19 protein-coding genes and 1 pseudogene are annotated in these 23,656 nt (G+C 57.8%); 10 read left to right on the plus strand and 10 right to left on the minus strand.

Going from position 1 to position 23,656, the window contains the following annotated elements:
* Positions 1 to 23 precede the first annotated feature (23 nt).
* The 4 genes from AC0JZ8_RS00515 to mcpU all read left to right on the plus strand — a co-directional run bounded on the left by AC0JZ8_RS00515 (position 24) and on the right by mcpU (position 6,051).
* On the plus strand, positions 24 to 830 hold the full coding sequence (locus AC0JZ8_RS00515) for an ABC transporter ATP-binding protein (protein ID WP_471891490.1): 807 nt from the start codon (positions 24 to 26) through the stop codon (positions 828 to 830).
* Between the two features lie 13 nt (positions 831 to 843).
* Positions 844 to 1,734 (plus strand): ABC transporter substrate-binding protein, encoded by an 891-nt coding sequence (locus tag AC0JZ8_RS00520; RefSeq protein WP_192087205.1) that lies wholly within the window; start codon positions 844 to 846, stop codon positions 1,732 to 1,734.
* Positions 1,731 to 3,701 carry a Fe(3+)-hydroxamate ABC transporter permease FhuB gene (fhuB, locus tag AC0JZ8_RS00525; RefSeq protein ID WP_471891319.1) on the plus strand — a complete coding sequence of 657 codons (1,971 nt, stop codon included), beginning with the start codon at positions 1,731 to 1,733 and terminating at the stop codon, positions 3,699 to 3,701. Before AC0JZ8_RS00520 ends, fhuB begins: the two co-directional genes overlap by 4 nt.
* A 256-nt stretch (positions 3,702 to 3,957) precedes the next feature.
* Positions 3,958 to 6,051 carry a methyl-accepting chemotaxis protein McpU gene (mcpU, locus tag AC0JZ8_RS00530; RefSeq protein ID WP_471891320.1) on the plus strand — a complete coding sequence of 698 codons (2,094 nt, stop codon included), beginning with the start codon at positions 3,958 to 3,960 and terminating at the stop codon, positions 6,049 to 6,051.
* A 211-nt stretch (positions 6,052 to 6,262) separates the two neighbouring features.
* On the opposite strand, the gene AC0JZ8_RS00535 is transcribed toward mcpU, so the two are convergent.
* Positions 6,263 to 7,306, minus strand: coding sequence for a class I SAM-dependent methyltransferase (locus tag AC0JZ8_RS00535; RefSeq protein WP_471891321.1), 1,044 nt, complete (start codon positions 7,304 to 7,306; stop codon positions 6,263 to 6,265).
* A 261-nt stretch (positions 7,307 to 7,567) separates the two neighbouring features.
* On the opposite strand from AC0JZ8_RS00535, the gene AC0JZ8_RS00540 reads away from it, so the two are divergent.
* On the plus strand, positions 7,568 to 9,550 hold the full coding sequence (locus tag AC0JZ8_RS00540) for a putative bifunctional diguanylate cyclase/phosphodiesterase (protein WP_471891322.1): 1,983 nt from the start codon (positions 7,568 to 7,570) through the stop codon (positions 9,548 to 9,550).
* On the opposite strand, the gene AC0JZ8_RS00545 is transcribed toward AC0JZ8_RS00540, so the two are convergent.
* The gene (locus AC0JZ8_RS00545; protein ID WP_471891323.1) at positions 9,547 to 10,083 is read right to left on the minus strand and encodes an NAD(P)H-binding protein; all 537 of its coding nucleotides are present in this window, start codon (positions 10,081 to 10,083) and stop codon (positions 9,547 to 9,549) included. The two genes, AC0JZ8_RS00540 and AC0JZ8_RS00545, sit on opposite strands and share 4 nt — an antisense overlap.
* Between AC0JZ8_RS00545 and AC0JZ8_RS00550 the strand changes: the two genes are divergently transcribed.
* Positions 10,067 to 10,474: a winged helix-turn-helix transcriptional regulator gene (locus AC0JZ8_RS00550; protein WP_471891324.1), complete on the plus strand. Its 408-nt coding sequence runs from the start codon at positions 10,067 to 10,069 to the stop codon at positions 10,472 to 10,474. The two genes, AC0JZ8_RS00545 and AC0JZ8_RS00550, sit on opposite strands and share 17 nt — an antisense overlap.
* Before the next feature lie 84 nt (positions 10,475 to 10,558).
* Here the strand turns inward: AC0JZ8_RS00550 and AC0JZ8_RS00555 are convergent, their stop codons facing one another.
* Positions 10,559 to 11,596, minus strand: coding sequence for an aldo/keto reductase (locus tag AC0JZ8_RS00555; RefSeq protein ID WP_471891325.1), 1,038 nt, complete (start codon positions 11,594 to 11,596; stop codon positions 10,559 to 10,561).
* Positions 11,597 to 11,766: 170 nt separating this feature from the next.
* On the opposite strand from AC0JZ8_RS00555, the gene AC0JZ8_RS00560 reads away from it, so the two are divergent.
* Positions 11,767 to 12,675 carry a LysR family transcriptional regulator gene (locus tag AC0JZ8_RS00560; protein ID WP_471891326.1) on the plus strand — a complete coding sequence of 303 codons (909 nt, stop codon included), beginning with the start codon at positions 11,767 to 11,769 and terminating at the stop codon, positions 12,673 to 12,675.
* Positions 12,676 to 12,738: 63 nt separating this feature from the next.
* Positions 12,739 to 13,231 (plus strand): annotated as a pseudogene (locus AC0JZ8_RS00565) (aminopeptidase P family protein); the annotation flags it as partial.
* Here AC0JZ8_RS00565 and AC0JZ8_RS00570 read toward each other — a convergent pair.
* Positions 13,217 to 13,939: an SDR family oxidoreductase gene (locus tag AC0JZ8_RS00570; RefSeq protein WP_471891327.1), complete on the minus strand. Its 723-nt coding sequence runs from the start codon at positions 13,937 to 13,939 to the stop codon at positions 13,217 to 13,219. The pseudogene AC0JZ8_RS00565 and the gene AC0JZ8_RS00570 overlap by 15 nt on opposite strands.
* A gap of 101 nt (positions 13,940 to 14,040) precedes the next feature.
* Between AC0JZ8_RS00570 and AC0JZ8_RS00575 the strand changes: the two genes are divergently transcribed.
* Positions 14,041 to 14,955 carry a LysR family transcriptional regulator gene (locus AC0JZ8_RS00575; protein WP_471891491.1) on the plus strand — a complete coding sequence of 305 codons (915 nt, stop codon included), beginning with the start codon at positions 14,041 to 14,043 and terminating at the stop codon, positions 14,953 to 14,955.
* A gap of 1,621 nt (positions 14,956 to 16,576) precedes the next feature.
* Here AC0JZ8_RS00575 and AC0JZ8_RS00580 read toward each other — a convergent pair.
* Positions 16,577 to 17,173 carry a hypothetical protein gene (locus AC0JZ8_RS00580; RefSeq protein ID WP_471891328.1) on the minus strand — a complete coding sequence of 199 codons (597 nt, stop codon included), beginning with the start codon at positions 17,171 to 17,173 and terminating at the stop codon, positions 16,577 to 16,579.
* Positions 17,174 to 17,184: 11 nt separating this feature from the next.
* On the minus strand, positions 17,185 to 17,532 hold the full coding sequence (locus AC0JZ8_RS00585) for a cupin domain-containing protein (protein ID WP_471891329.1): 348 nt from the start codon (positions 17,530 to 17,532) through the stop codon (positions 17,185 to 17,187).
* A 74-nt stretch (positions 17,533 to 17,606) separates the two neighbouring features.
* Here AC0JZ8_RS00585 and AC0JZ8_RS00590 point away from each other — a divergent pair, with 74 nt between their 5' ends.
* Positions 17,607 to 17,957 (plus strand): hypothetical protein, encoded by a 351-nt coding sequence (locus AC0JZ8_RS00590; protein WP_471891330.1) that lies wholly within the window; start codon positions 17,607 to 17,609, stop codon positions 17,955 to 17,957.
* 234 nt (positions 17,958 to 18,191) lie between these two features.
* On the opposite strand, the gene AC0JZ8_RS00595 is transcribed toward AC0JZ8_RS00590, so the two are convergent.
* From AC0JZ8_RS00595 to AC0JZ8_RS00610, 4 genes are all read right to left on the minus strand, one after another.
* On the minus strand, positions 18,192 to 18,455 hold the full coding sequence (locus AC0JZ8_RS00595; RefSeq protein WP_471891331.1) for a hypothetical protein: 264 nt from the start codon (positions 18,453 to 18,455) through the stop codon (positions 18,192 to 18,194).
* A gap of 83 nt (positions 18,456 to 18,538) precedes the next feature.
* Positions 18,539 to 18,823 (minus strand): hypothetical protein, encoded by a 285-nt coding sequence (locus tag AC0JZ8_RS00600; protein WP_471891332.1) that lies wholly within the window; start codon positions 18,821 to 18,823, stop codon positions 18,539 to 18,541.
* Positions 18,824 to 19,008: 185 nt separating this feature from the next.
* A complete protein-coding gene (locus AC0JZ8_RS00605; protein WP_471891333.1) occupies positions 19,009 to 20,820 on the minus strand; it encodes a putative bifunctional diguanylate cyclase/phosphodiesterase in 1,812 nt (603 codons plus the stop codon).
* A gap of 748 nt (positions 20,821 to 21,568) precedes the next feature.
* The gene (locus AC0JZ8_RS00610; RefSeq protein ID WP_471891492.1) at positions 21,569 to 23,521 is read right to left on the minus strand and encodes a putative bifunctional diguanylate cyclase/phosphodiesterase; all 1,953 of its coding nucleotides are present in this window, start codon (positions 23,519 to 23,521) and stop codon (positions 21,569 to 21,571) included.
* Positions 23,522 to 23,656 lie beyond the last annotated feature (135 nt).

The raw sequence follows: 23,656 nt of genomic DNA on the forward strand, positions 1-23,656 counted from the left end.
CAAGAGGAACAGGCGAGATGGTCATGATAGAAAGCGCGCAGGACGCGCCTGATACGCAGAAAGCCTTCGCAGTCGACGGGGTCACTCTTGTAATCGACGGCAATGCCATCCTCTCGGATGTAAGCCTCGATTTCCCGGAAGGCGAAGTGGTGGCCCTTGTCGGCCACAATGGTTCAGGCAAATCCAGTCTCCTCAAAATACTTGCGCGGCAGCTGACGCCAACTACCGGATCTGTCGCCTATGCCGGCCGCGACGTTTGGCGCTATCACGGTCATGAATTTCCGCGTTGCGTCGCTTACCTGCCGCAGGATCTGGGCACCGGGTCGGATATGACTATCCGTGAACTGGTCGCATGCGGACGGTACCCGTGGCACGGCGCGCTCGGTCGCTTTTCTGCCGTCGACCGCGAGAAGGTGGAGGGAGCGATCGCTGCCACGCATATCGACAAATTTGCCGATCGCATGGTGGGAACGCTTTCCGGCGGAGAACGGCAGCGGGCCTGGATCGCCATGCTGATCGCTCAGGACGCACGCTGCCTGCTACTCGACGAGCCGACCGCGGCACTCGATATCGCGCATCAGATCGAGGTGTTGTCGCTGGTGCGACGTCTCGCGCGTGAGAACGGTCGCAGCGTCGTCATCGTTTTGCACGACATCAACATGGCCACACGCTTTTGCGACCGCATCCATGCCCTGAAAGGTGGACGGTTGGTCGCAAGCGGAACCCCCGCCCAAATCCTGGTACCCGAACTGCTCTATACCATTTACGGGATTAAGATGGAGGTAATTTCCGCTCCTCACCTGTCGCATCCGCTTGCCTATGCCTGCTGAGGTTCGCAACGGGATGCAGATCTCAAGGCGCTCATTGCTGAATGGTGCAGCGGCGGCGGCCGCAGCGGTCTCCATGCCGGCACAGCTGCTGGCGGATGCCGGCGGCCAGAGGATCATAAGCCTCGACTATGGGCTGGCGTCCACATTGCTGTCGCTCGGGGTGCAGCCAGTCGGCATTTCCGATCTCGCCGACTGGAACAAATGGGTCGTCGAGCCCGAAATGCCGAGCTCGGTCGTGGATATCGGAAGCTCGCACGAGGTCGATCTCGAAATCCTCATCCAGCTGAAGCCGGACATCATCTTAACGACGCCCTATCTTGACCAACTTCTGCCAAGGCTCCAGCCGATCGCGAAAATCCTGCGGCTCGAGATCTTCACGCCCAACGGCGGTCCCGTCTTGCCGGCGGCGATTTCGGCGACGCGCACGCTGGCCTCAGGGCTCGGCCGCGAGAAGGAGGCGGAGCAATTCCTGACGCGGTCGGATGCATTCTTCGAGACCTGCCGCGCACGTTTGGCGGGGAGAACCCTTCCACCGGTTGCACTGGCGTCGTTTATGGATGCCCGGCACGCCCGCATCTACTCCGCTCCCGGCCTGTTCCACAACGCGCTGGAGCGCATCGGCATACGCAACGCCTGGACCCGCCAATCGAACTACTGGGGCTTCGAGACGATTGGCATCGAGGAGCTTTCGACCATTACAGACAGGAACGCCCGCCTGATCATCTTTGAGCCTGTGCCGCCCGATGTGTTGCCAAAACTTGCGGAAAGCCCGCTGTGGCAGACGCTGCCGTTTTCCCGGCCCGGACACGTGTCGGTCGTTCCGCCGGCGCTGATGTTCGGCATGGTCAACGAGGCGATGCGGTTTGCCGGTCTGGTGACCGATGTTCTGGACCATGACGCATGACCGCCCTCCGTCGCGATAATCTCGGGCCTGGCCTTGTCGTTTTCCTGCTGATTTGCGGAGGATGCGTTGCATCCTGGTTTCTCGTTCAGCCGGCGCTCTCGGGAACGGTAGCGCCGGGCTACGACATCGAGCGGATGGTGCTCTATTATTCTACCTTGCCGCGGCTGGCCACGGCACTGCTGGCGGGCGCGGCGCTGGCTTTGTCGGGCGCGCTGTTCCAGCAGGTGCTGCGAAACCCGCTGGCCGACCCGACGACGCTTGGCGTCTCGGCGGGCGCCAATCTTGCGCTGGTCGTGGCCTCGCTTTTCATGCCGGTACTCTTGGGCGCCGGCCGCGATCTCGTTGCCTTGCTGGGAAGTGCGGCGGCTGCCGTCATCGTCATTGGGTTGGGCGCTCGACGAGGTTTTTCGCCGTATTCCCTGGTGCTTTCGGGCCTCGTGCTCAGCCAATGGTGCGGCGGCCTGTCGGCCATCCTCATTTATTTGAACCAGCGCTACCTCGCGAGCCTGTTCATTTGGGGCGCAGGATCGCTGGCGCAGCAGAGCTGGGTCATTCCGGTCTCGCTCATCTGGAAAATTGTCCCCGTCGCAATCGTCTGCATCCTTGTAATCCGGCCGTTGTCGCTGCTCGATCTGGGGGAAAGCAGTTCGTCCTCGCTTGGGGTCAAACTCGTGCGCCTTCGTACCGTCGCCGTTGCCTGCGCGGTGTCGCTTGCGGCCTTTGTCACCAGCGCCGTGGGCGTCATCGGCTTTATCGGGCTGGTCGCGCCTACGCTGGCGCGGCTTTCGGGCGCGCGCCGACCGGTGCAGTTGATACTGTGGTCTCCGCTCATCGGGGCGTCACTTCTCTTCCTCGCCGACTCCGTGCTGCAACTCGTTGCTGGCGGCCTCGGAGACTTTCTTCCGACAGGCGCGGTCACCGCAATCTTCGGATCGCCGCTGCTCCTGGCGCTGCTACCTTGGCTGAAGGTGCGTCACCGGGTCCAGCAGGCGGTGACGATGCGCGAGCGGCAGCGCCGATGGGGCGTAGGCAAACCAGCAACGGTCACCCTTGCGAGCGTCCTGGTTATTGTTGCGCTTGGCCTTTATGTTGGGCGCGGACCTGGCGGCGTCTGGTCTGTGCTTTCCGGCGAGTTTTTCAACGGCATCCTCGCTATCCGCGCACCCAAGGTGTTTGCAGCGCTCGCATCCGGCGCGATGCTGGGTGTTGCGGGGACGATCCTGCAGAGGTTGACCGGCAACGAAATGGCAAGCCCAGAGGTTCTGGGGATTAGCGCCGGTGCCACCTTCGGCGTCGCCATCGCGTTATTCGCCGTTGCGCCTGGCTTTGTCGGGCAGTTCGCTTTTGCAGCCGTCGGCGCGATCACGGTACTCGCTGTCATCCTGCTGAGTTCGAGGCGGTCGAACTTCGCGCCGGAGCGGGTCCTGCTGGCAGGCATAGCGCTCAGTGCAATGGTGGATGCTTTGGTCGGCGTGCTGAGCTCCACTGGCGATCCGAGAGCGGTGCTGTTGCTGCGCTGGATAAGCGGCTCCACCTATCTGGTTGACGCCGGAACAGCAGCCACGGAAATAGCAATCGGAGCAGTGCTGATTGGTATTGCTCTGTCAGCACGTCGTTGGCTCGATATCCTGCCCCTTGGGCCGGCTCCGTCATCGGCAGTCGGCATCCAACTAGCGCGTTCGAGACTGGCGCTGTTCGGTCTAGCCGGCCTGATGACTGCGGCTGCGAACCTCACAGTTGGTCCGCTGTCCTTCGTCGGCCTTATGGGACCGCACCTGGCGCGGGAGGCCGGGTTGAAGCGCGCTCTGCCGCAGATGATGGGCGCCGCCTTTATTGGCGGGGGACTGATGGTTTTAGCAGATCTGATTGGTCGCACGGCTGTAGCACCTTACCAAATCCCGGCTGGGCTCGTCACAGCTCTCATAGGCGCTCCGTGCTTGATGTTTTTGTTGGGTAAAAGGAGGTAGATTTTCTCGTGGCAGGATGCAGGTCGAAGGTTCGAACCCACTCAAGGCGAAGACGCTCTACGTTCAGAGCGCTTCTTCGCAGGATCGACTGACGGTTCCAGGAAACGTAGTCGTTTAAATTTAATCTTCTTAATTTAGTGAGTTGTTCGAAGCTCACATCTTCCGGCACGCATGATGCGCGTTGCCTCGCCTCAAGGCATGTCCCCGTCCAATCTAAGCTAGGTGTCGCACCGGCAGCATCCGAAGGATTTTTGGTTTGTCTAGGAAATCAAACCTGATGACGCGTATTCTCATAGCAGCGTCTCTCGTCGTGGCTACCGCCTTCGTCGGTTTCTCGACCTATATCGACAGCCTGCAACGCAGCGTGGCAACCAAGGCTGTTGCCGAAAAGATCAGCGCCTCCGGAAAGCAGGCATCCCAAAGCATTGCAAACTGGCTGAACGGTCGCATCATGCTGACCGATGTATCTGCCAAGGGAATGGAAAAAGCCAAGGATGCTGCGGCCAAACTCGCGTTCCTGCAGAACGACGTTTTAACAGGTCAGTTCATGTCCACATACTTCGGCGATGGTGCCGACGGGGCGTTCATCACTTGGCCACAGCAGGAACTGCCCGCCGATTACGATCCGAGAAAGCGACCCTGGTATCTTGATGCCGTCAAGGCTGGCAAGGCGGTCCTGACGGAGCCGTACACGGATGCTTCGACAGGCGGACTTATCATTACTGCTGCCGTACCGGTAAATGTCGATGGAAAGGTGAGCGGTGTGACTGGTAGCGATTTTTCTCTTGACTCGCTTGTGTCCATGATCCAGTCGGTTGATGTCGGCACTGGCGGGTACGCATTCCTGGTAAACACCAGCGGTAAGATCCTCATTCATCCAGACAAATCCTTTGTCAACAAGACCGTGATCGATCTGTTTCCATCTGGCGCACCTGCGATTGCAGCTGACATCGCGGAGACCGAAATCTCCGGGAGTCGCAAACTGACGAGCTTCGTCCCCGTCAGTGGTCTGCCGTCCGTTGAGTGGTATCTCGGTTTTGTCGTAGATGCGGATGCCGCCTATGCATCTGTTTTCCAGTTCAGGATCGCGGCTATCATCGCAACAGTGCTGGCCGTCGCAGGAATGATCGGTCTTGTCGCCATTCTTCTGAGTAAGCTCGTCATTAAGCCGGTGACACAGATGACGTCTGTGATGGAAGAGCTGGCTGCAGGTCAACTGCAGGTGGCCATCCCCGGGCAGAACCGTACAGACCAGATTGGCTCAATGGCTTCCGCTCTCACTGTGTTCCGGACGAATGCGATAGAGCGCCAACGTCTCGAGGGTGACGCCAAACAGACACGCGCGTCTTCTGAACGTGAACGCGTCGACCGGGAACAAAAGTCTGCAAAGGATGCCGCAGACATTCAGTTGGTAGTCGATGCCCTTGCAAAGGGATTAGCGCATCTCTCCGACGGCGACCTGAATTATCGCATCGCAACGCCATTTGTGTCGCACCTTGATCGTCTGCGCGAGGATTTCAACAACTCGATAGGCAAACTCAACGAGGTACTGACGACAGTCGGACAAAATGCGAGAGCTATCGATGCAGGTGCGAGCGAGATACGTCAGTCCGCTGATGATCTCGCGCAGCGGACGGAGCAGCAGGCAGCGTCCGTCGAAGAAACGGCCGCGGCGCTCGAACAGGTAACAACCACGGTCAAGGACTCTGCTCGACGCGCTGAGGAAGTTGGTCGACTGGTAAACCGTACACGCGGCAACGCCGAGCAGTCCGGTATCGTGGTTGGCGATGCTGTCAATGCCATGCACGGCATCGAGCAGTCTTCGGCAGAAATCTCGAAGATCATCGGCGTCATCGACCAGATCGCCTTCCAGACGAACCTCTTGGCGCTGAATGCCGGCGTTGAAGCGGCTCGAGCAGGCGAAGCGGGCAAGGGCTTTGCTGTTGTTGCGCAGGAGGTGCGGGATCTCGCGCAGCGCTCGGCCAACGCTGCAAAGGAAATTAAAGCGTTGATCAATACATCTGCGTCGCAGGTTGAGACGGGAGTGGCACTCGTCGGCAATGCAGGTCTGGCACTGGCGACGATTGTTGCTGAGGTTCAGGAGATCAACGGACATATCGACGCGATCGTTGTCGCTTCACGCGAGCAATCGACCGGGCTCCAGGAGATCAACACCGCGATCAACACGATCGATCAGGGTACGCAGCAAAACGCTGCCATGGTCGAGGAACAAACAGCGGCAAGCCACGGCCTTGCGGCGGAAGCCGACGAGCTCAAGAGGCTCTTGGCGCAGTTCGCATTAACTGAGCAACCGCGGGAACAACAGGCTCGCTATGGCCGAGCTGCTTAAGGTAAGCATAAGAGGTGTGTGAGCCACCTAGTCAAAGTAAGGACGGGCTAGGGGATCCGCAGACCCGTCCTTAAACCAGCTTGGATACTTCTAAGACCGTTCGAACGCAATCATCGAGACTAAGTCATGTCCAAGGCGACGTCACGTCGCCCCGGATACGATGTCATGGACTTGGGGCAATAAAATTTCCAAGAGGCCCTATCGCCGCAGCCTACTTCAGACTTCTAATTGTGCTGTAAATGATATTGCGGTTGGTCCCGAACCAGACGCGGGCATCCACTGTCTCTGCATCAACACTGGCACCGACGATACGCCACATGTCTGACTCTGAACGCTGCAAGAGCTCCCAGTTCATATAAGATTCCATATAGCCGTCGTCAGACATCTCATCGGAAAAATTAGCGAACAAGAATACTCCGCCCGGCTTCAGCATCGCGACGCAAATCTGCGTAAGTTTGATTGCGACCTTATCGCTAAGGTAATCGTAGAGACCCGCGGCATAAATCAAATCAAATGTCCCGAGTTGATGCTTTCCCGTGAGGAGCCCACGCACCGATCCATCGATTGGATCGACGGACGTCCCTTCGAATTGTCTCATGATTGATCCGATGCTTTCGGGATCCTGATCAATGGCGACCCAGCGCTTGATTTCGCCTTTTGTAAGGGCCGTCGATGCCTCCGCTTCCCGGAGGTGTCCGGCGGCAATCGCCAGGATTTCAGTATCTGAGGCGGTCCTTGCCGCGGTCTCATCAACATAGCGGGTTAGAATGTCTCGCCTTTCCCTAACCGCAACCGGCCCTGGTGCGTTAATTGTGTACTCAAAGATCTGAAGTCCGACAGGAGTCGCCTTGGCGACTTCTTCAGCTACCGCTTCATGTCGATAGATGAAGTCTATCAATCCGGCATCTCCCGAATACCCACGCGGCTTCTCGAACGACCATCGGGTAAAGGGGCACTGCTGTAATACCCGCGCTGAAGGATGCGCCTGTATGATGGGGACGAGCATCTGCCAGACTTCGGGCCCTGCTTTTTGCCTGATATCATGCAGTTGACCGATCAACCATCTGGTCATCTCGGCTAGATCCTTCCCAGCATCCAACCGCTGCATGGCCAGGTTTATGACAATGGCAAACTGAGCTTTTGCTCCAGCTAGAAGTTCTGCCGGGTTGGTCGGTTTTTGAGAGATAAGACTGTCGCTGACGGATCGGGGCATGATCAAGCTTTTGCCGTCAGGGGAGAAAAGGGGCTGAGCCAAAAAAATAACCTCATGATTAATGAAATGTTAATACAAGGTTAAATTCTTCACCGATTTGTCATTCGTCAAGGATTATTAGTCTGTCCCGCATTGGGCCAATCAAGCGTCACCAACTTTAGAAATTATTAAATAAGCTGGGCGGTTCGTATCGAGTGCGCGCGCGATAAGCTCGTTATCGTTTGTCGCGGATGTCACATGGCGCTACTTAACGTACAGCGGCGATCTACGACGCGTAGCTACAACCGAATTGGTTCTTAGGCCATGCTGCACATGTTTGCCGAGGCAGGTTACGTCGCAGCAGGTACGACGCCCTCGCCGGAAGACTTGCGTGATTTGTACGTGCGTGAGAGCGAGCGGGGCAGGAGACGCGTCACGCGCAAAGGCCTATGGATAGCCGTCGTCGCGTATCTGGCGTATTCTCTTACCGACTACCTCTTTATTCCCGACGTCGCTTACTACACCGTCGCGGGCCGTCTCGTCGTTGGGGTTTGTGCCTTAGCGATCTTAGAGGTCTTGATCTACGTCGGAGCAAGATCCGGCCTGATCGACACTGTCGCGGCTACAGCCGTATCCGTAGCCTATCTTGTTTGGATTCTCACTGCACAGATGTCCAGTGCTGTGGAGGCGCTCTCCTACTACATGGTTTTCGGCGCCATCTTCATGATGAGCGTGAACCTGTTTTTCAGCTTTCGCTTTCCCGTTGCACTCACAGCCTCTGCAGCGAATATGCTCATCTTTCTGGGCACGCTCTATCTATATTCACCCATGTTGCCGCTTTATAAGCTGATCCTCGGAGCCTTCTGCATCTCGTGCTTCATATTTACTTCGTACGTGAACCTGAAACTCAACCGAGAGCGTTACAACGTGTTCCTCAACGCTCTCGAGGCCCGTGTCCAGCACAACGCGGCAGAGGAGAGGGGTAAAGCTCTCCTCCTTTTGTCCAACACTGACCCGCTCACTGGGCTGGAAAACCGCCGGGCTGTCGATGAGCGACTGCGTGATTACTGGCGACGTTGGCTCGACCATAGGTCGATGTTCTACGTGCTGCTGCTCGATGTCGATTACTTCAAACGATACAACGACCGCTATGGTCATCAAGAGGGTGACCGGTGCCTTGTCGCTGTGTCCCATCTTCTTCAAGAGGTTGTCAATTCCCACGGAGCTAGGATTGCACGTTACGGCGGCGAGGAATTCATCATCATCGCGCGGCAGCAAAGCGTTGAGGACGCCATCGCTTTTGCAGAGGCGATCAAGTCTGCCATACGTGCGCTGGCTTTACCTCATGAGAACCGACGAGATGGAACCTCGATCGTTACGGTCAGCATCGGATTGTCGTTCGCTAGGAACCAGACCAAGCACCTCGACCGAGTTGTCCACGAAGCGGATCTTGCCCTCTACGCCGCGAAGAAAGGCGGTCGGAACACGGTGGTGGTGTTCGATCCTGGTGACGCGAGGACACAGGATGACGAGGAGGACATAGCAGCGATCCTGAAGGTCGCGGTCGCCCAGCGGCTTGTATCCCTCGTCTATCAGCCGATCCGAAATGTTCAGACGGGCAGAGTGGCGGCTGCAGAGGCTCTGATGCGCTTGCGTCGGCCGGATGGCACATCGATCGCGCCGGTTGATTTCATCCCAGTCGCGGAACGATCAGGGTCAATAATCGAGCTGGGGCGTTGGGCGATACGCACCGTCTGCAGCGACATTCTGGCAGGAAATAAGGTTGAGGTAGCCAGTGTCAATGTTTCGCCGATTGAGCTCAAAATGCCGGATTTCTCAAGTTTCGTCGCTTCAACTCTCTCTGATTTCGGTTTAGCAGGAGCGAGGCTCGCTCTCGAAATTACAGAAGGGATGGAGCTGGAAATAGACCAAGACGTAGTGCGCTGCATCAACGATTTGCGAAAGTTGGGCGTCCAGGTCTGGCTGGACGACTTCGGTACGGGTTTCGCGGGATTGTCGTGGCTGCGTCTCATAGAATTCGATACCGTCAAAATTGATCGGTCCTTCCTCCATGACTGCAACACGGAGAAAGGACGACGAATGATGTTGGACATCATCGGCCTGCTTCGTAATCGTGGAACCCGCATTCTTGTCGAAGGGGTAGAAACTATCGAGCATCAGCGTCTGATGCAGCAGTACGGCATTCATCAGCTACAAGGGTACTATCTTGGCCGACCGGCAGCTGCAGACCAACTTCAATCCATCAACGTGTTACCGTTCGATATGATGAAGAGCCGCGTAGGCTAGGTTCCAAGCATTGAGAGTAGTTTTGAGCCTGTTGGCACTGATGCGACTAACGCAGCCTGTGTTCGACAACCTCGCCTGGGCCCCGACAGCTCGTATGTGACGCCAGCATGGGCTTCGGGCTTCGCCAGCACTGCGACGGCGGCGTCGGCAAGATCAGCCCGTGCCACGGATGAAATGGGACCTGTGCCGAAGGGGGTGGTGATCCGGCCTTCGCGAGGTGCGGAAAGGGCGCCGATCAGTTCGGCATAGAGGCCGTTTCGCAGGATGGTCCATGCCATGCCGCTGTTCATGACAGCCCGTTCGGTCCATCGATGGGCGAGCGCGAAGCCGAGATGATCACTCGCTTTGGAAAGGCTCGTATAAACGACGTGCTTGACCCCCTGCCGACCGGCTGCCTCCAGCACCGCGCCATGTCGACGGATCACGACATCGTCCTCCGCATATCCGGCGGAGACGAGAAACAGGGTTTTAACTTCCGAGAAATCCAAGGTCGCGCACGCATAAGGAGGCACAATCTTGTCCGATACGCACATCGATGTTCGTCCCGCCGCAGTGCTGATCCCTTGTGGAGCGCCCGGCGACGAAGACTGCGGCCTGCGGCTCATCCTCGATCGATTGGGGGAGCAGTGGACGGTCATGGCGTTGGCGGAGCTTACTCCCGGTCCACGTCGTTACCGTCAATTGGAACGGGCCTTGTCGGGAATCTCACAGCGGATGATGACCTTGACACTGCGCCGCCTTGAAAGGGACGGACATGTTGTGCGCCATGTCGAAGCGAGCGTTCCACCAAGCGTAAGCTATGAGCGCACGCCACTTGGCCAATCCTTCGCTTCTCAGGTCGCGGCACTTGTTGAATGGAGCCGAGACAGCAAACATCAGATCGAGCTTGCGCAGGAGAATTTTGACGCACGACGAGGCGCCTGAGCCGTGCGTCTACGATCGTGGGCAGCAGGAGGTCAGCATCATCGCTGACTAGAAACGCCCGACCCACCGAGCAAGCCTGAACCGTTATCTCGCAATCGGCGGATTGATCCGTGCGAACCCTTCCTGCCGGTAATATGGGAAATGCGGATAGGGTGCCGTCACCTCGCTAGCATCGTTGAGCTTGGCGACATGTTCGGCAGACAGCGTCCAGCCGACAGCGCCGAGATTTTGGCGAAGCTGAGCCTCGTTGCGCGCGCCGATGATGACGGAGGAGACGGTTGGCCTCTCGACCAGCCAATTGAGTGCCACCTGCGGTACTGTCTTGCCGACGTCTGCGGCAACCGCTTCCAGCGCATCTACGACACGGAACAGAAGTTCATCGTCAACGGGTGGGCCGAAGCTCGCCGTATCGTGGAGGCGGCTTCCGTCCGGAATGGGATCGCCGCGCCTGACCTTTCCGGTCAGCCGTCCCCAGCCGAGTGGGCTCCACACCAGAGCGCCAAGCCCCTGGTCTGCTCCAAGCGGCATCAGGTCCCATTCATAGTCGCGGCCAACCAGCGAATAGTAGACCTGGTTGGCAATGTAGCGCGGCCAGCCGTAGCGATCGGCCGCGGCGAGCGCCTTCATGATCTGCCAGCCGGAAAAATTGGAGACGCCGATATAGCGAACCTTTCCGGCGCGAACGAGCGTGTCGAGCGTGGACAGGACCTCTTCGACCGGCGTTGCGGCGTCGAAGGCGTGAAGTTGCAGAATGTCGATGTAATCGGTCCCGAGCCGCTTCAGCGCATCCTCGATCGATCGGATCAGCCTGAAACGCGAAGACCCTGCATCGTTGGGACCATCGCCCATCGGCAGGCTGACCTTGGTCGAGATCAGAACCTTGTCGCGACGTCCCTTGATGGCGGCACCGAGCACGTGTTCGGATGCGCCGTTCGAATAGACATCCGCGGTGTCGAACAGGTTGACACCCGCATCCAGGCAGATGTCGATCATCCGTCGCGCTTCCTCGACATCTGTGTTGCCCCATGCGCCGAACAGCGGCCCTGAACCACCGAATGTGCCGGCGCCGAAGCTGAGCACCGAGACCTTGAGGCCGGAGCGGCCGAGATAGCGATAATCCATTGTTTGTCCTTTGCAACGAATGAGGGTTCAGCGGTCGCTTATTAGGGACAGGTCGAAGGCTTCAGCCACGATCTGTCCAGCAACCCCTGGTGACCAGGCCACAAGGTAGACGCTTGCTAATTTCCGATATAGTCTGCCTTTAAGAACATCATCTGTGAATTGAAAGACCAATGGCGCGCTCTGATATCAACCGATCCGGTGAATTGGAGGTGTTCGTCTGCGTGGTGGAACGCGGCGGATTTTCGGCCGCAGCGCGCGCTTGCCACATGACGCCGTCCGCAGTCAGCAAGCTTGTCGCCCGGCTAGAGGCACGGCTTGGGGCCCGATTGGTCAACCGATCAACCCGGGCTTTCCAGCTCACAGCCGAGGGGTGCTCGTTCTACGAAAGGGCGACCCGTATTCTTGCCGACATCGGCGATGCCGAGCGTAGCGCTGGTGCAGGCGAGCAGCCGGTGGGACGCATCCGTCTCAACACCAGCGCATCCTACGCCACGCACATTCTCGCTCCGATCCTGCCGGAGTTCCTGGAGCGCTATCCCGGCGTCACCCTTGATCTCGTGCAGACCGACGTGGTTGTAGACCTGCTGGCGGAGCGGACGGATGTGGCAGTTCGCGCAGGAGCACTGAAGAGTTCAAGCCTGGTGGCGCGCAAGCTTGGGGATACAGCCATGATTGTCGCAGGCAGCCCTGCATACATAGCGCGCTTCGGTGAGCCGCAGACCGTTGAAGACCTCGATCGCCACAACTGCCTTGGCTTCTCCTATATCCGTAACGTCGATGGATGGCCGATGAAGACGGGAGCCGGAACCGTCGTCATTCCGGCCGTAGGGCGGGTTCAGGCGGGCGACGGCGAAGCGCTGCGCCGTCTGGCACTTTGCGGTGTCGGGCTCGTGCGCCTTGCCCGGTTCACGGTCCAAGACGACATCGATGCCGGGCGTCTCGTACCCGTTCTGGAGCAGTTCAACCCCGGCGATCGCGAGGCCTTCCATGCGATCCACACCGGCCAGGGGGGACTGCTCCCTTCGAGGGTGCGCGCGCTCCTGGATTTTCTTGCCGAGCGTGGGAAAGTGCGGGGTTGACGGTGAAGACTTGTTCGTCATCGCTCTGCTAAGTTGCGACGGCCCCGTCAATTCCGACGGCGATTGCCGACCGACAGCGACAAGCGGCTGACACTGCTGTCCTTCCTCACCCAATCGTTGCTGCTGGCCGGGCGGAGAACCAATTCTCGTCGAGGACATGGGCAGATCGGACCGATCGTTCACGAATATGTCGACCGTCCCGGCGACAGCGTCATCAAGACAGCGGTGAAATGCGCCTAACTTCTCATGCGTATGGGCGCACGAGAGCACAGATCGGCCGCTTCGTTGATCGCACCTCGCTGACTTATGGGCAGGACTCGATTAGTTGATGCCCAAAGCCAAATTCGTGGCCGACAACGCCATTCTCGTCACGTGAGATCGAAATGTTCCGCGCCGCGGCTCAGCTCGTCAGAATTGCCACGCAGCGGTCCACCACATGGCAAGATCCGGCGTGACCGACCACGAGATCTATGAACCTTTCATGCGATCACAGCTCTCCTTCGGCGGCGAGACGGGTGGCGGATATCAGATCAGCATAAGCTTACCAGGGCACCACCACCCCGTCGAAGTAGAAGCCGCCTGTCGGACCTTTTTCACCCAGCGTCGCAAGCCACACGATGCCGCTTGCAGCCTGCTGGACCGTGCGATAGCCGGAATGACCGTTGAAGTCGGTTGCTGTGTAGCCTGGATCAGCCGCGTTCACCTTGATGCCCGAGGCTGCAAGTTCCTTGGCAAGAGCCACCGTTATGGCGTTGAGTGCCGTTTTGGAGCTGTTGTAGCCGAGAAAGTTGACACCGTAGAACTGATTGCCCGGGTCCGAGAGCCAACCAAGGGAACCGAGGCCGCTGCTGACCATGACGATGTTTGCGTTCCCAACCTCCTTGAGAGCGGGAAGAAAGGTTTGGGTCACCAAAACAGGTGCGAAGACGTTGGTCTCGTAGATGGTGCGGATGTCATTGATCGACTGCTGAGAGGGCGGCACCATCTGACCTGGAATACCCGCATTGTTGATGAGAACATCGAGCTTGCCATCCTCTGTCTGGACGCGATTGGCCGCCTGCCTCACCGACGCCTCGTCCGTTACGTCGATGTAAATCGGCCTCGCCTCAACGCCTTCAGCAGATAGCAACTGCACAGCCTCTTCGCCGCGCGCAGCATCGCGGCTTCCAATCCACACGCTGTAGCCATTGCGACCCATTTGACGCGCCGTTTCGAATCCGATGCTTTTGTTCGCACCTGTGATCAACACTGTTTTCTTTTCCATCATGTTTTCCTTTGAGATTGGCCATTGCGGTGGACTGCTCATGGAGATAGATGCAGATTTAGCGCCCGATAATCCCCCTAATCCTATATACCGTGATCGTCATGGCGAACAATGAAGACATTTCTGGCTTCAACGACCTAGCGGTGTTTCTCGACATTTGCGAGACCGGCGGCTTTCGGAAGACTGCGAAGCGACTTGGGCTGTCCCCGTCGTCGGTCAGCGAACGTGTGAAGCGTTTGGAGCAGCAGATCGGCGTTCCTTTGCTGACAAGGACGACACGCAGCGTCTCGCCGACGGATGCCGGCCGCTCATTGGCGGAACGCCTCTTGCCTCTTTATGCGGAAGCGCGCGCGGCCCTTCAGGATGCCGCAAGCTCCCAAGCCGAAACCCGTGGCTTGCTGAAGCTGAATGTAACCGGCGCAGTCATGGTCGATATCCTTCCGCCACTTGTCGAAGGCTTCCTTGAGAAGCATCCTGGCGTGCGCATCGAGTTCGTGGTCGAGGATAGGCTTGTGGATGCTGTGGCAGCCGGATGTGATGCTGGCATTCGCTACGGCGAGCATCTCGCTCAAGACGTTATAGCCGTACCGTTGGGTCCAGCAAGACAGCGAGCCGCTCTCGCGGCCAGTCCGTCATACCTCGCAAGTGGAAAAAGGCTTCGGCATCCGAGCGATGTGCTTGATCACGAGTGCATCCGCCTGAGGTTCTCCAGCGGGGCCTACGTGTTGTGGGAGTTTGAAAGGGAAGGCGAGGCACTTGCGGTCGACCCTCAGGGACGGCTGGTCGTCGGTGTGGATGCTGCCGCCGCGGCGATCGACTTTGCCCGGCACGGATGTGGCCTGATCTACACGTTCGAGAACTGGCTTCAACCGCACTTTGATTCCGGAGATCTCGAACCCGTGCTACCGGACTGGTGGACAAATTTTGACGGTCCACGACTGTATTTCTCCCGCAGGTTTATGCCTGCGCCATTGAGAGCGTTCATCGATTTTGTTGCCTCGGAAAGAAGTAAGTAACTTGCGCCATTGTGGTTCGCTTAGGCCGGAAGGCGCTCTTATGCTTCGCGCCTTCATAGTGGTTGCCAATGCATACCTTCGTAAGCTGACATGGCTCCTGTGGGGGCTCATGTCTCTTGCTCGTTCGAACCGGCATGCTGCGATGACCGGCCGCGTGCGCACAGCAATAGAAGATGCGGCGGTCCAGTTCGCGGCGACCCTTTCCCTGGAACAAAGCACGCAACTTGCCATTTCCGAACGCAACCTTCATGGAGGCCTGCGAAACAGATAGCGCAGATAATGCAGCTAGTGCTCGACGATATCGTCGGATTTCTGTCCGGACGGTGACTGGAGTGGGTTGAGCACCAAGGCCATCGTGAGCGGAACCTTGCTTCAATCTAGCGGTTTGCGGCAGGCTAGGTTGGAGAATTAGGTTGCAAGACGGACCCGCGAAACCGGGTCTCTCCTATGCTCCACAACCGGGATGAAGAGGTCAGGCCGAACCGAGGCTGACCTCCCGTTGCTTTCTCTCCTTTCCGATTACACTACCGCGACTGGTCTGTCATGATAGGGAGTAGGAAGAGTTTCCGGGGTATCAAGTTGCAAAGACCGTGGTGACCTTTGGGGGCGTAGCTCGGTAGCTCGGTAGCTCGTTTACAAAACGCTCAAGCATCTAACTGACGATAGGCTGCAAACCGTTCGCCTTGGGACCACTTGCTGTGCTGCATTAAATAGCTCCTAGATTTGTTGACGCCCTCGCGCAGCAATGCGCAAATAACAGCCGATGAGGGTATCCCGCGGGTAACTTGGGTGACGCGCGCGTCCAAGAGCGGCAGGGTTGAGGATGAGGCAGTCGCGGCGGACCGCCTGTGGAGATGCGTTTGGTGCGGGCGCTCTTATTAGCTTTGCGCCCGGGCGGAAGCGTGGCTGTGAGACTAAACAAATATACGGCTTCTCCATTAGCGGGCTTATGAAAGCGCGTAATATATATTATGGAACATGGCGTGCCTCGATCACGGATGGGCTTTAAGAAGCAGCTCCCACTTTCCCAGCTTAGGAACAGTAACAGCAGAACGAACCCTCAATTTTGCGAAAAGTAAGGCCTACAAATCAAGGCTTGGCACTGGTGGATTCCCTTGGGCACTATCGGTGTACCGTAAGTGTCATCATCGGTAGTGCCACGCGTCCGGCGATGTAAACGTACATTAGACGTACTCCCGTTGCCCGGAACAATCGCACTTCGGCGATGTTCGGCGATCGAGGGAGAAAACGGACATGGCACATGAGCAGGACGGATCGAACGGCACCCCCACAGAGTACGAGACAAAGCATAGCAACTCCCGCCGAACCGGTCGGGGACGTTCCAGGTGGGCCATGGTGGCTCTCGCAGTATTCCTGGTATCGGTCGTGGGTTGGGCTCTTTTGAATTCAGTGGAAGGCAGCGGCTCGGCTCCCTCTTCTCCAGTCGGTATGGAGAATGCCAATCCCGGACCGTCAGCCAAGCCCTGACTACACGCGACGCTTTTCGGGTCAGCGTCGCAGCTGCGCGGCCTCGCGGTTAATGATGTCCAATCACTGCAATAATGCTGACGGGCCAGTGGGAGCGCCGCTTTAACGTCGGCGTAGCACTTTGCCAACTGAATTACTCTTGCCGCACCGGATCGGCTGGAAAGATAATCGATCCGTCAACGGTCTCGTCGGCAAGAGCTGCTTCCAGAGGTTGCCTCAGTGCAGCGCCTAGTTCTTCCACTGCATAGTTTCGTGTAGCAACGGCTGGCCAGATCGCGATATCGATGATGTCCGGATCGACCGGGACGCTGTCATCCCTCCCGCCTTGGGATTCCATCCAGTTGATCTGGATCACGCAGTCTGTGCTACCCACGAGGAAGATCGGGCCGTACGGCAAAGGATCGGGCAACGACGGGCTGAATATCCCGAACGACATCGAAGGGAACGAGGCTTGCGTCTGCTCTATTCGCGTCCACAGATTGCCGCTCAAGGGCTCGGTGACCGGATGCTCCGGTTCGCTGTCGTAGATAGCGATCCTGATATGTTGCTGAAGGCTGGACTGGGTGTAGATTACAAGCCCCCTGGGCGTCACGCACAGGCTACGTGCCTCCATCTCCATCGTGATCTCCACGGGAGCCACGAAAGCTTCGTCCTCCCTGTCCACAAGGTAGAACTGACCGTAGTCGGACTGCCAGGCGAATGTCGCCCAGCCTTTTGGCGATGGTGCCATTCTCGTCATCCTTATTGCGCCTCCGCCCAGTGAGGATAGGTCACGTATGCCGTCAGCGCGCCCTCGCCCTCCGTCGTGATCGTTACGGCCTCGCCCTTGGGCATGTAGACGATGTCGCCAGCTCCTGCAGTCACGGTTCCGTCCCCAGTGGAAACCGAGAGCCTGCCTTCTATGACTACCATCGTGTCGTGGACGGCCATGGTCTCTGTAAGCGACTGGTCAGGAGCGTAGCGGCCGTATCCGATGGTAACGGGGCCACCATCCTTCTCGTCGATTAGGTTTCCGACAAAGATATCGGCATCCTGTCCCGGAGACTTGACCAGTTCAGCGTCCGACAGGCTGAATTTTTGAATCTTCATTGCTACCTCCCTATTCACGACTGGAGGTAGTGCGGTTGTCGAGATCGCCAAGGACGACAGGAAAGGAGACATGGATGACCGGGAGCTGCGCCGTACCGACACCCGAACAGCGCCAGTACATGGAAATCAGAGAAGCAGCCGAGCGCGCGATGCTCGACAAGGTCTACAAAGCGATTGAGGACGCGGCCGCCCAAGTGGCGGACAAATTCCGGGAGGCCGGACTGGAATTCGAGCCAACCAGCAAGGACTATTTCACGTTTGCCACCCAGCAAGTCCTTTTCGTGCGCCTCAGCGGCGGCGATCCCGACACTCTGAAAGGCGGCGATCCGGAAATTGGAGAACGCGTCGTTCGGAACTGCAGGCACATTATCGACCACTATTGGAAGGGCGAGGCCCACCCTCTCGATGACCGGTCAACGGGCTAAACAAGTCGGTCTTTGATCATTCGAGACGTTTCCGCAGGAATTCGGCAGCTTGCATCGCCTCGTCGGCGGAATCGAGTGTCCGACCTCCTGTAGGCCAGTGGATTGCACGTTAAATGAACTGAAAGTGCCATGTGTCAGAGGGCGGCGTTGCCCGAGGTACGGTGGCTAGGGACACGCATTGGGAGTGCGTGACGGATGTGAGCGACGCAATTGGCAGTTGGTATTATAAGCGTTCTATCTCGTTCCCATTGTCTCCGCGTTCTTCCTTTCCTGGATGCAAAGAAGGGCGGCATGCTGACTCGCGTCTAGCAGAACCGATCCATCACCAGTGTGAACGATGACGCTGAAACCGTAGTGCGTTAGGTCGTCACGAAGAATCATACGCAGAACAACCGGGAGCCAGCTGTTGAGATAGGTGATGGGCTTCGTAAGTGCGGTGAAGTCGGTCTCGCTATGGTCGTTCTCGTCGTAGAACTGCTCGGCATCCCAGTGCGACATTTTCCGTCCTCGCTCCTTTCATCGACAGTGCGCGCAGTTCTATCGGAGCGCAAGGCCGCGACCGATCAGCGACGGACGGCGCGTCAGAACTCGGGCTGGAAGGCATAGTCGCCAAGAGGCCGGACGTACCGTCCGGGACGGGCGGTGACTGGCGGATGATAAAACGTGTCGCCAGCGACACGTTCGTCGTTGGCGGCTACGAGCCGTCCTCGGCCGGTACGGGAAACCTCGGCAGTCTGCTTCTGGCTGCGCGAAAGGGCGACGATCTCGTCTACGTTGGAAGCGTCGGAACCGTGTTGAGCGCACGGACGGCAAGGGAACTGGAAGGCACGTTTCGATGTCATCAGAGACAGGAAGGCCGTGGTCATGATCAGGTCGCGCTCGGCCGTCTACGTCGAGCCGACGCTGGCGGCAGAGATCGAATACAGGGCCTGGGCGGCTAGCTTAGGCACGGCTAGTTAAGGGTATTCGAGACCCGTCGGACGACGTGTCGATATACGAGCTACCGGGCTGATCTACAGCAGGGTGTGCGCCGCAAAGCGCTACCCCGATGTTACGCTCTGAGCGGGTGATGGCCGTTGTCTAAATTCTGACCATGGCTGGCCATCAGAACAGTCGCAGCATCTCTATCGACAGCTTTGGAGAACAGATATCCCTGCCCGAGCTTGCATCCGAACGACACGAGTTGCTCGAGCTGGGTCTCGGTTTCGATCCCTTCCGCCACAACTCTGAGACCCAAATTGTTTGCGATGCTGACCAACCCCTCCACGATCACGACTGCGCCGTCGTCCGGAACCAGTCTTTCGACGAAGCATTTGTCGATCTTGATGATGTCGACCGGGACAGTGAGGAGATGGGTGAGCGATGCGAAGCCCGTTCCGAAGTCGTCAAGCGCGACCCGCATTCCACAGCTACGCAGTAGCTTGATTTCGTCGGCAACCACATGGTCGCGTTGGCCAAGATAGACGGACTCGGTGACTTCGAGAATGACATGATCCAACGGAACACCGGCATCCGCGAAGACTGCACAGATCCGCTCCTGTAGCCGGCCCGCGTGAAAGTCCGCGGCGGAAAGGTTGATGCCAACGTGCTGAAGAGGAAGGCCCCGGTCGAGCCAGCTGCGCATATCACGCGCTACTTGTTGAAGCATGCACTGGGTTAGTTCGGCAGCGACATGGGCGTCTTTGGTTGCTTCGTGGAAGTTGGCAGCGGCGATGATGTCCCCTGACGCTGTCGACATCCGACACAACGCTTCGAAACCGACGACTTGCCCGGTATCAAGTCGCACAATCGGTTGGTAGTAGGGGTGTATGCGCTTCTCGACGAGGGCAAGACTGACCTGTCTGATCGCTCGAAAGCGTCGCGTTATTGCGGTGCCAAACCCGGGCCTGTGTTCGACGAACTGGCCGCGATTGCAATCTTTAGCGTGGTACAACGCGACATCCGCACACTGGCGAACATGATCGGGTGTTTCCCCCGGTCCTGCGACACAACCGCCTAGCGTCGCGCTTGGAACGATGGCGTGACCGTTGCAATGCGCTTGTTCCTTGATCGTCGCAAGTATCCCTGCTGCAACTGTCGAGATTGATGATCCAACGCTACTTTCGACCACCACTGCAAATTCGTCACCGCCGATCCTGAACGCACGACCATTGCCGACCGCAGCGGCTATCCTTGTTGCAACGATCTGGATGAGTTCGTCTCCGGCACCATGTCCGAACGTATCGTTGACGACCTTTAGGTTATCCAAGTCTGCCAGGATTACGCCCCAACCGCCCTCTAGGCGTTCGGTGTAATTCAGCAGAACCTGACTGAACTTTGCCCGATTGGGCAGTCCTGTCAGCACGTCGGTGTAAGTCAGGCGCTGACGCTCCTGGACCCGCTCCTCTCGCTCGATCGCGATCGCACAGAGATAAATGCAGGCGTCTACGATGCGCTGCTCTAGCTCGTTTGGTCCCCTGCACTCTCGGAAATAGAAAGCGAACGTCGCGACGACGCGGTCGGCACTGAAAATCGGCGTTGACCAACATGCCCTGAAGCCGAGCGGCAGAACCACATCCCTAAAATCCACCCAGCGAGGGTCATGTTCAATGTCTGTGACGGTTACCGCCTCCCCTTTGAAGGCCGCACTGCCACAGGAACCCACGGATGCCCCGATAGACACACCATCCAGCACGGCCGAATATGAGGAAGGCAGCGAGGGTCCAGCTAAAGGATGAAGGCGTTCGTCGCGAATTGACAACACCGAGCACACCGTCCCCGGAACCAAGGCTTCAGCTTCAAGGCATAGTCGCTCGATCGTCGCCTGCAAAGCTTCGCCGCGGGCGATCATCTCGAGAATGACGTTCTGCAGTTTCAAGATCATAGGAACCCAGTCTCTCAACGGATACGTCACTCTGACATCCTAGCATTCATTTCGGGTTTCTGATGCACGTAAAAGTTTATCGAGATGAGCCTTTCTACAACGTCGCCTGCCCGCCGACAGATTGACGGTGGTGCCGCGCTACATGGCGGTCGGAGGCCCCGGATGACTTCGCGCACCGGCGAAAGACCTTTTCGGATAGCATGGGAAGGAGTGGACGTCTGAACGTGGTGCGAAGTGGCAGATTGACGTCGTTAGTCGCCGAGCAATGCTTCCGAGCTTCGGTCAATAGCCCGCTTTTGAGGGGTTGCAATGACATGTACTAGGTGTTCAGCATTCCATGAAAACGCGCAGCGATGAGACCAGATCTAACCCCTCAGAGAAGCGAGCGGCCCGTGGGCATGCTTTCATCCCAGATTCCGGAATTTGTACGCGACGTTGTGGCCACGGGCTGCAACATTTGCGCCGTAGGTCAAGAACACTACCTGTTTGGCGACGGCGACCTGAAAGACGAGGACTTCGAAAGAGTATCGGGACTTCTAGGCGACATAGACGCCAGGTACGGCGAGCGTGATCACCTGCGGGCGGACATAGTCGCTTACCTGCGAAGTATTGGACGCTACATCGATACAGACGACGTCCACGCGTTCCACAGCAACCAATAGGTCGCACGCTGAAATCGCCGCGCATTTTGAACTCGTCGTGGGAGAATGGGGTGGAGATGTCTATCTCGTGGTCCGTAGGACACCTGTCAGACCGCGACTCGACGGTCGAAGCGGCTGGGTCGAGCCGCGAACTTCGCGGCTTCGTTCTCCGGCATCGGCGGCGAAAACAGGTATCCTTGAACACTTGTCCCTCCCAACGCTGTGAGGGCAGCAAGCTCCGCCTTCGTCTCGACGCCTTCGATAACGCAATCCAGTCCCATGTCAGCACTGAGTGCCAGCAGGGATTTGACGATCTTGTAGCTGGACGGTCGCGTATCCAGGTCCTTGACGAAGCTGCGATCGATCTTGAATTTTGTAAGCGGTAACGCATGAAGGCGCGTCAGGCTCGAGTATCCGGTTCCGAAATCATCAAGCGAAATTCCACACCCCAGCCTTCGAAGGGTTTCGACAGACCGTGTGACCTGCGCAAAATCGTGAGTGAAAGCCGTCTCCGTGATCTCGAGATCGAGCCGTTTCGGATCAAAGCCGCTACCTTGAATGATGCCGATCAGCGTCAAGACGCCGTCGTCGGAATTCAGGTCGTGGGCTGACAGGTTGAACGACAACCGCAGAGACGGCCTCCAGTTCGAAGCAGCAGCCAACGCTTTCTTGAGAAGGGGCCTCGTGAGCGATCCGACGATCCCCGCTCTTTCAGCAATAGGTATGAAACAACCTGGAGAAATTTTGCCAAGCTGTGGGCTATCCCACCGCGCCAAAGCCTCAAACCCCAATGTTTCCTGGTCGCGGATGTCGACTATCGGCTGGAAAACGACCGAAAGCTCCTCATTGAGGTCAGCCTGCTTCAGCGCGCTTTCTATCCTCGCCTCGGCGTTGATTTGGTCTTGATGATCGGAGTCGAATAGAACCGCGCCCCCGCGCAGCCTCCTTTTAGCGTGATAAAGCGCGTAGTCAGCTCGCTCGAACAGTTGCTCGCAACTGAGAGCCAGATCGGGAAATACCGCAATCCCCATTGACGCCGAGATGTGCACTGTACCTTCCGGCAAACGATAGGGCTCCTTCAGCTTCGCCGAAATTGCATTGGCGTTCGTCACCAGCACTATATTCTCCGGAGGAAGAGGAGCGATTATCGCGAACTCGTCACCGCCTAACCTGAAAGCCGTGCTCGCCTTCAAAGTGGTCGACAGGCGGGTTGCGACCTCGACCAGGAGACGATCACCGACCGAATGACCGTAGAGGTCGTTGACGGGCTTGAAACCGTCTAGATCCATGACTCCAAGAGCTAGCCGCTCTCCCCGCGCTCGAGCCTTCGCCAGCTCGGCTTCCAGTTCCGCGAAGAAGGCTCGGCGATTGCCGAGTCCGGTGAGGCTATCGAGATTGGCGAGCTTGAAATTCTCTCGGCTCAGGGCCTCGCTCTGCTGTTTCGAAACCACCATGCTTTCGAAATTCCGGTAGTTGGTCAGAAGGACTGACATCATGCTGGCGCAGACCAGCAACACGTTGATCGAGATAGCGACAAAGGTCGGCTGCGCCGTGGATACGAAGAACACGACGAAGGCACCATTGACCACGAGTGTCACGATGAAAGCCGCCGAACGCACGTACATCATGCAGAATATGCAAGAGATGACGGTAATCGCCATGTAGAAGGCGACGTGCGAGCGGGTGTAGGCGTCGCCGTACGGAAACAATGCAAAGGACCAGGCGGTAAAGGCGATAGCAAGGCCTCCCGCAAGCCGATTGGTACGCAGGAGAGCGGCATGCGCGAGTTCCGGAGAGAGATCCGCGTTTCTGGTTCTCAGCCAGAAGATCACTCTGATCACGCAGCCGACCGTGAGCAATGCCGGAACGCCCAGTGTCAACCAGCCCGGCGCAACCCTCATGTGGGTCGTGGCGAGCGCCCACGTGCTGGAAAGCAGGATGAAGTACATCATCGGCATCTGTCGCGTGAAAGCCCGATATTGAGCTTTGAGAAGCTCAGGGTTTTCGCTTTGCACGGACAGGAATTCTCCGATACCGCGCCGTGCACTGTGCAGATTCATAATTTCGCCCGTCCGTTGATGAACGGTTCCTAACATGCCCATGTTACGATCTCGGAAATCAGCACGGTTAATCAAAGCCCGAGAGGCACCACGTTACCGACGAAAGCCTCGACCTTTTGATCTGTACCCATCGGG

Source organism: Velazquezella soli, from assembly GCF_977018685.1.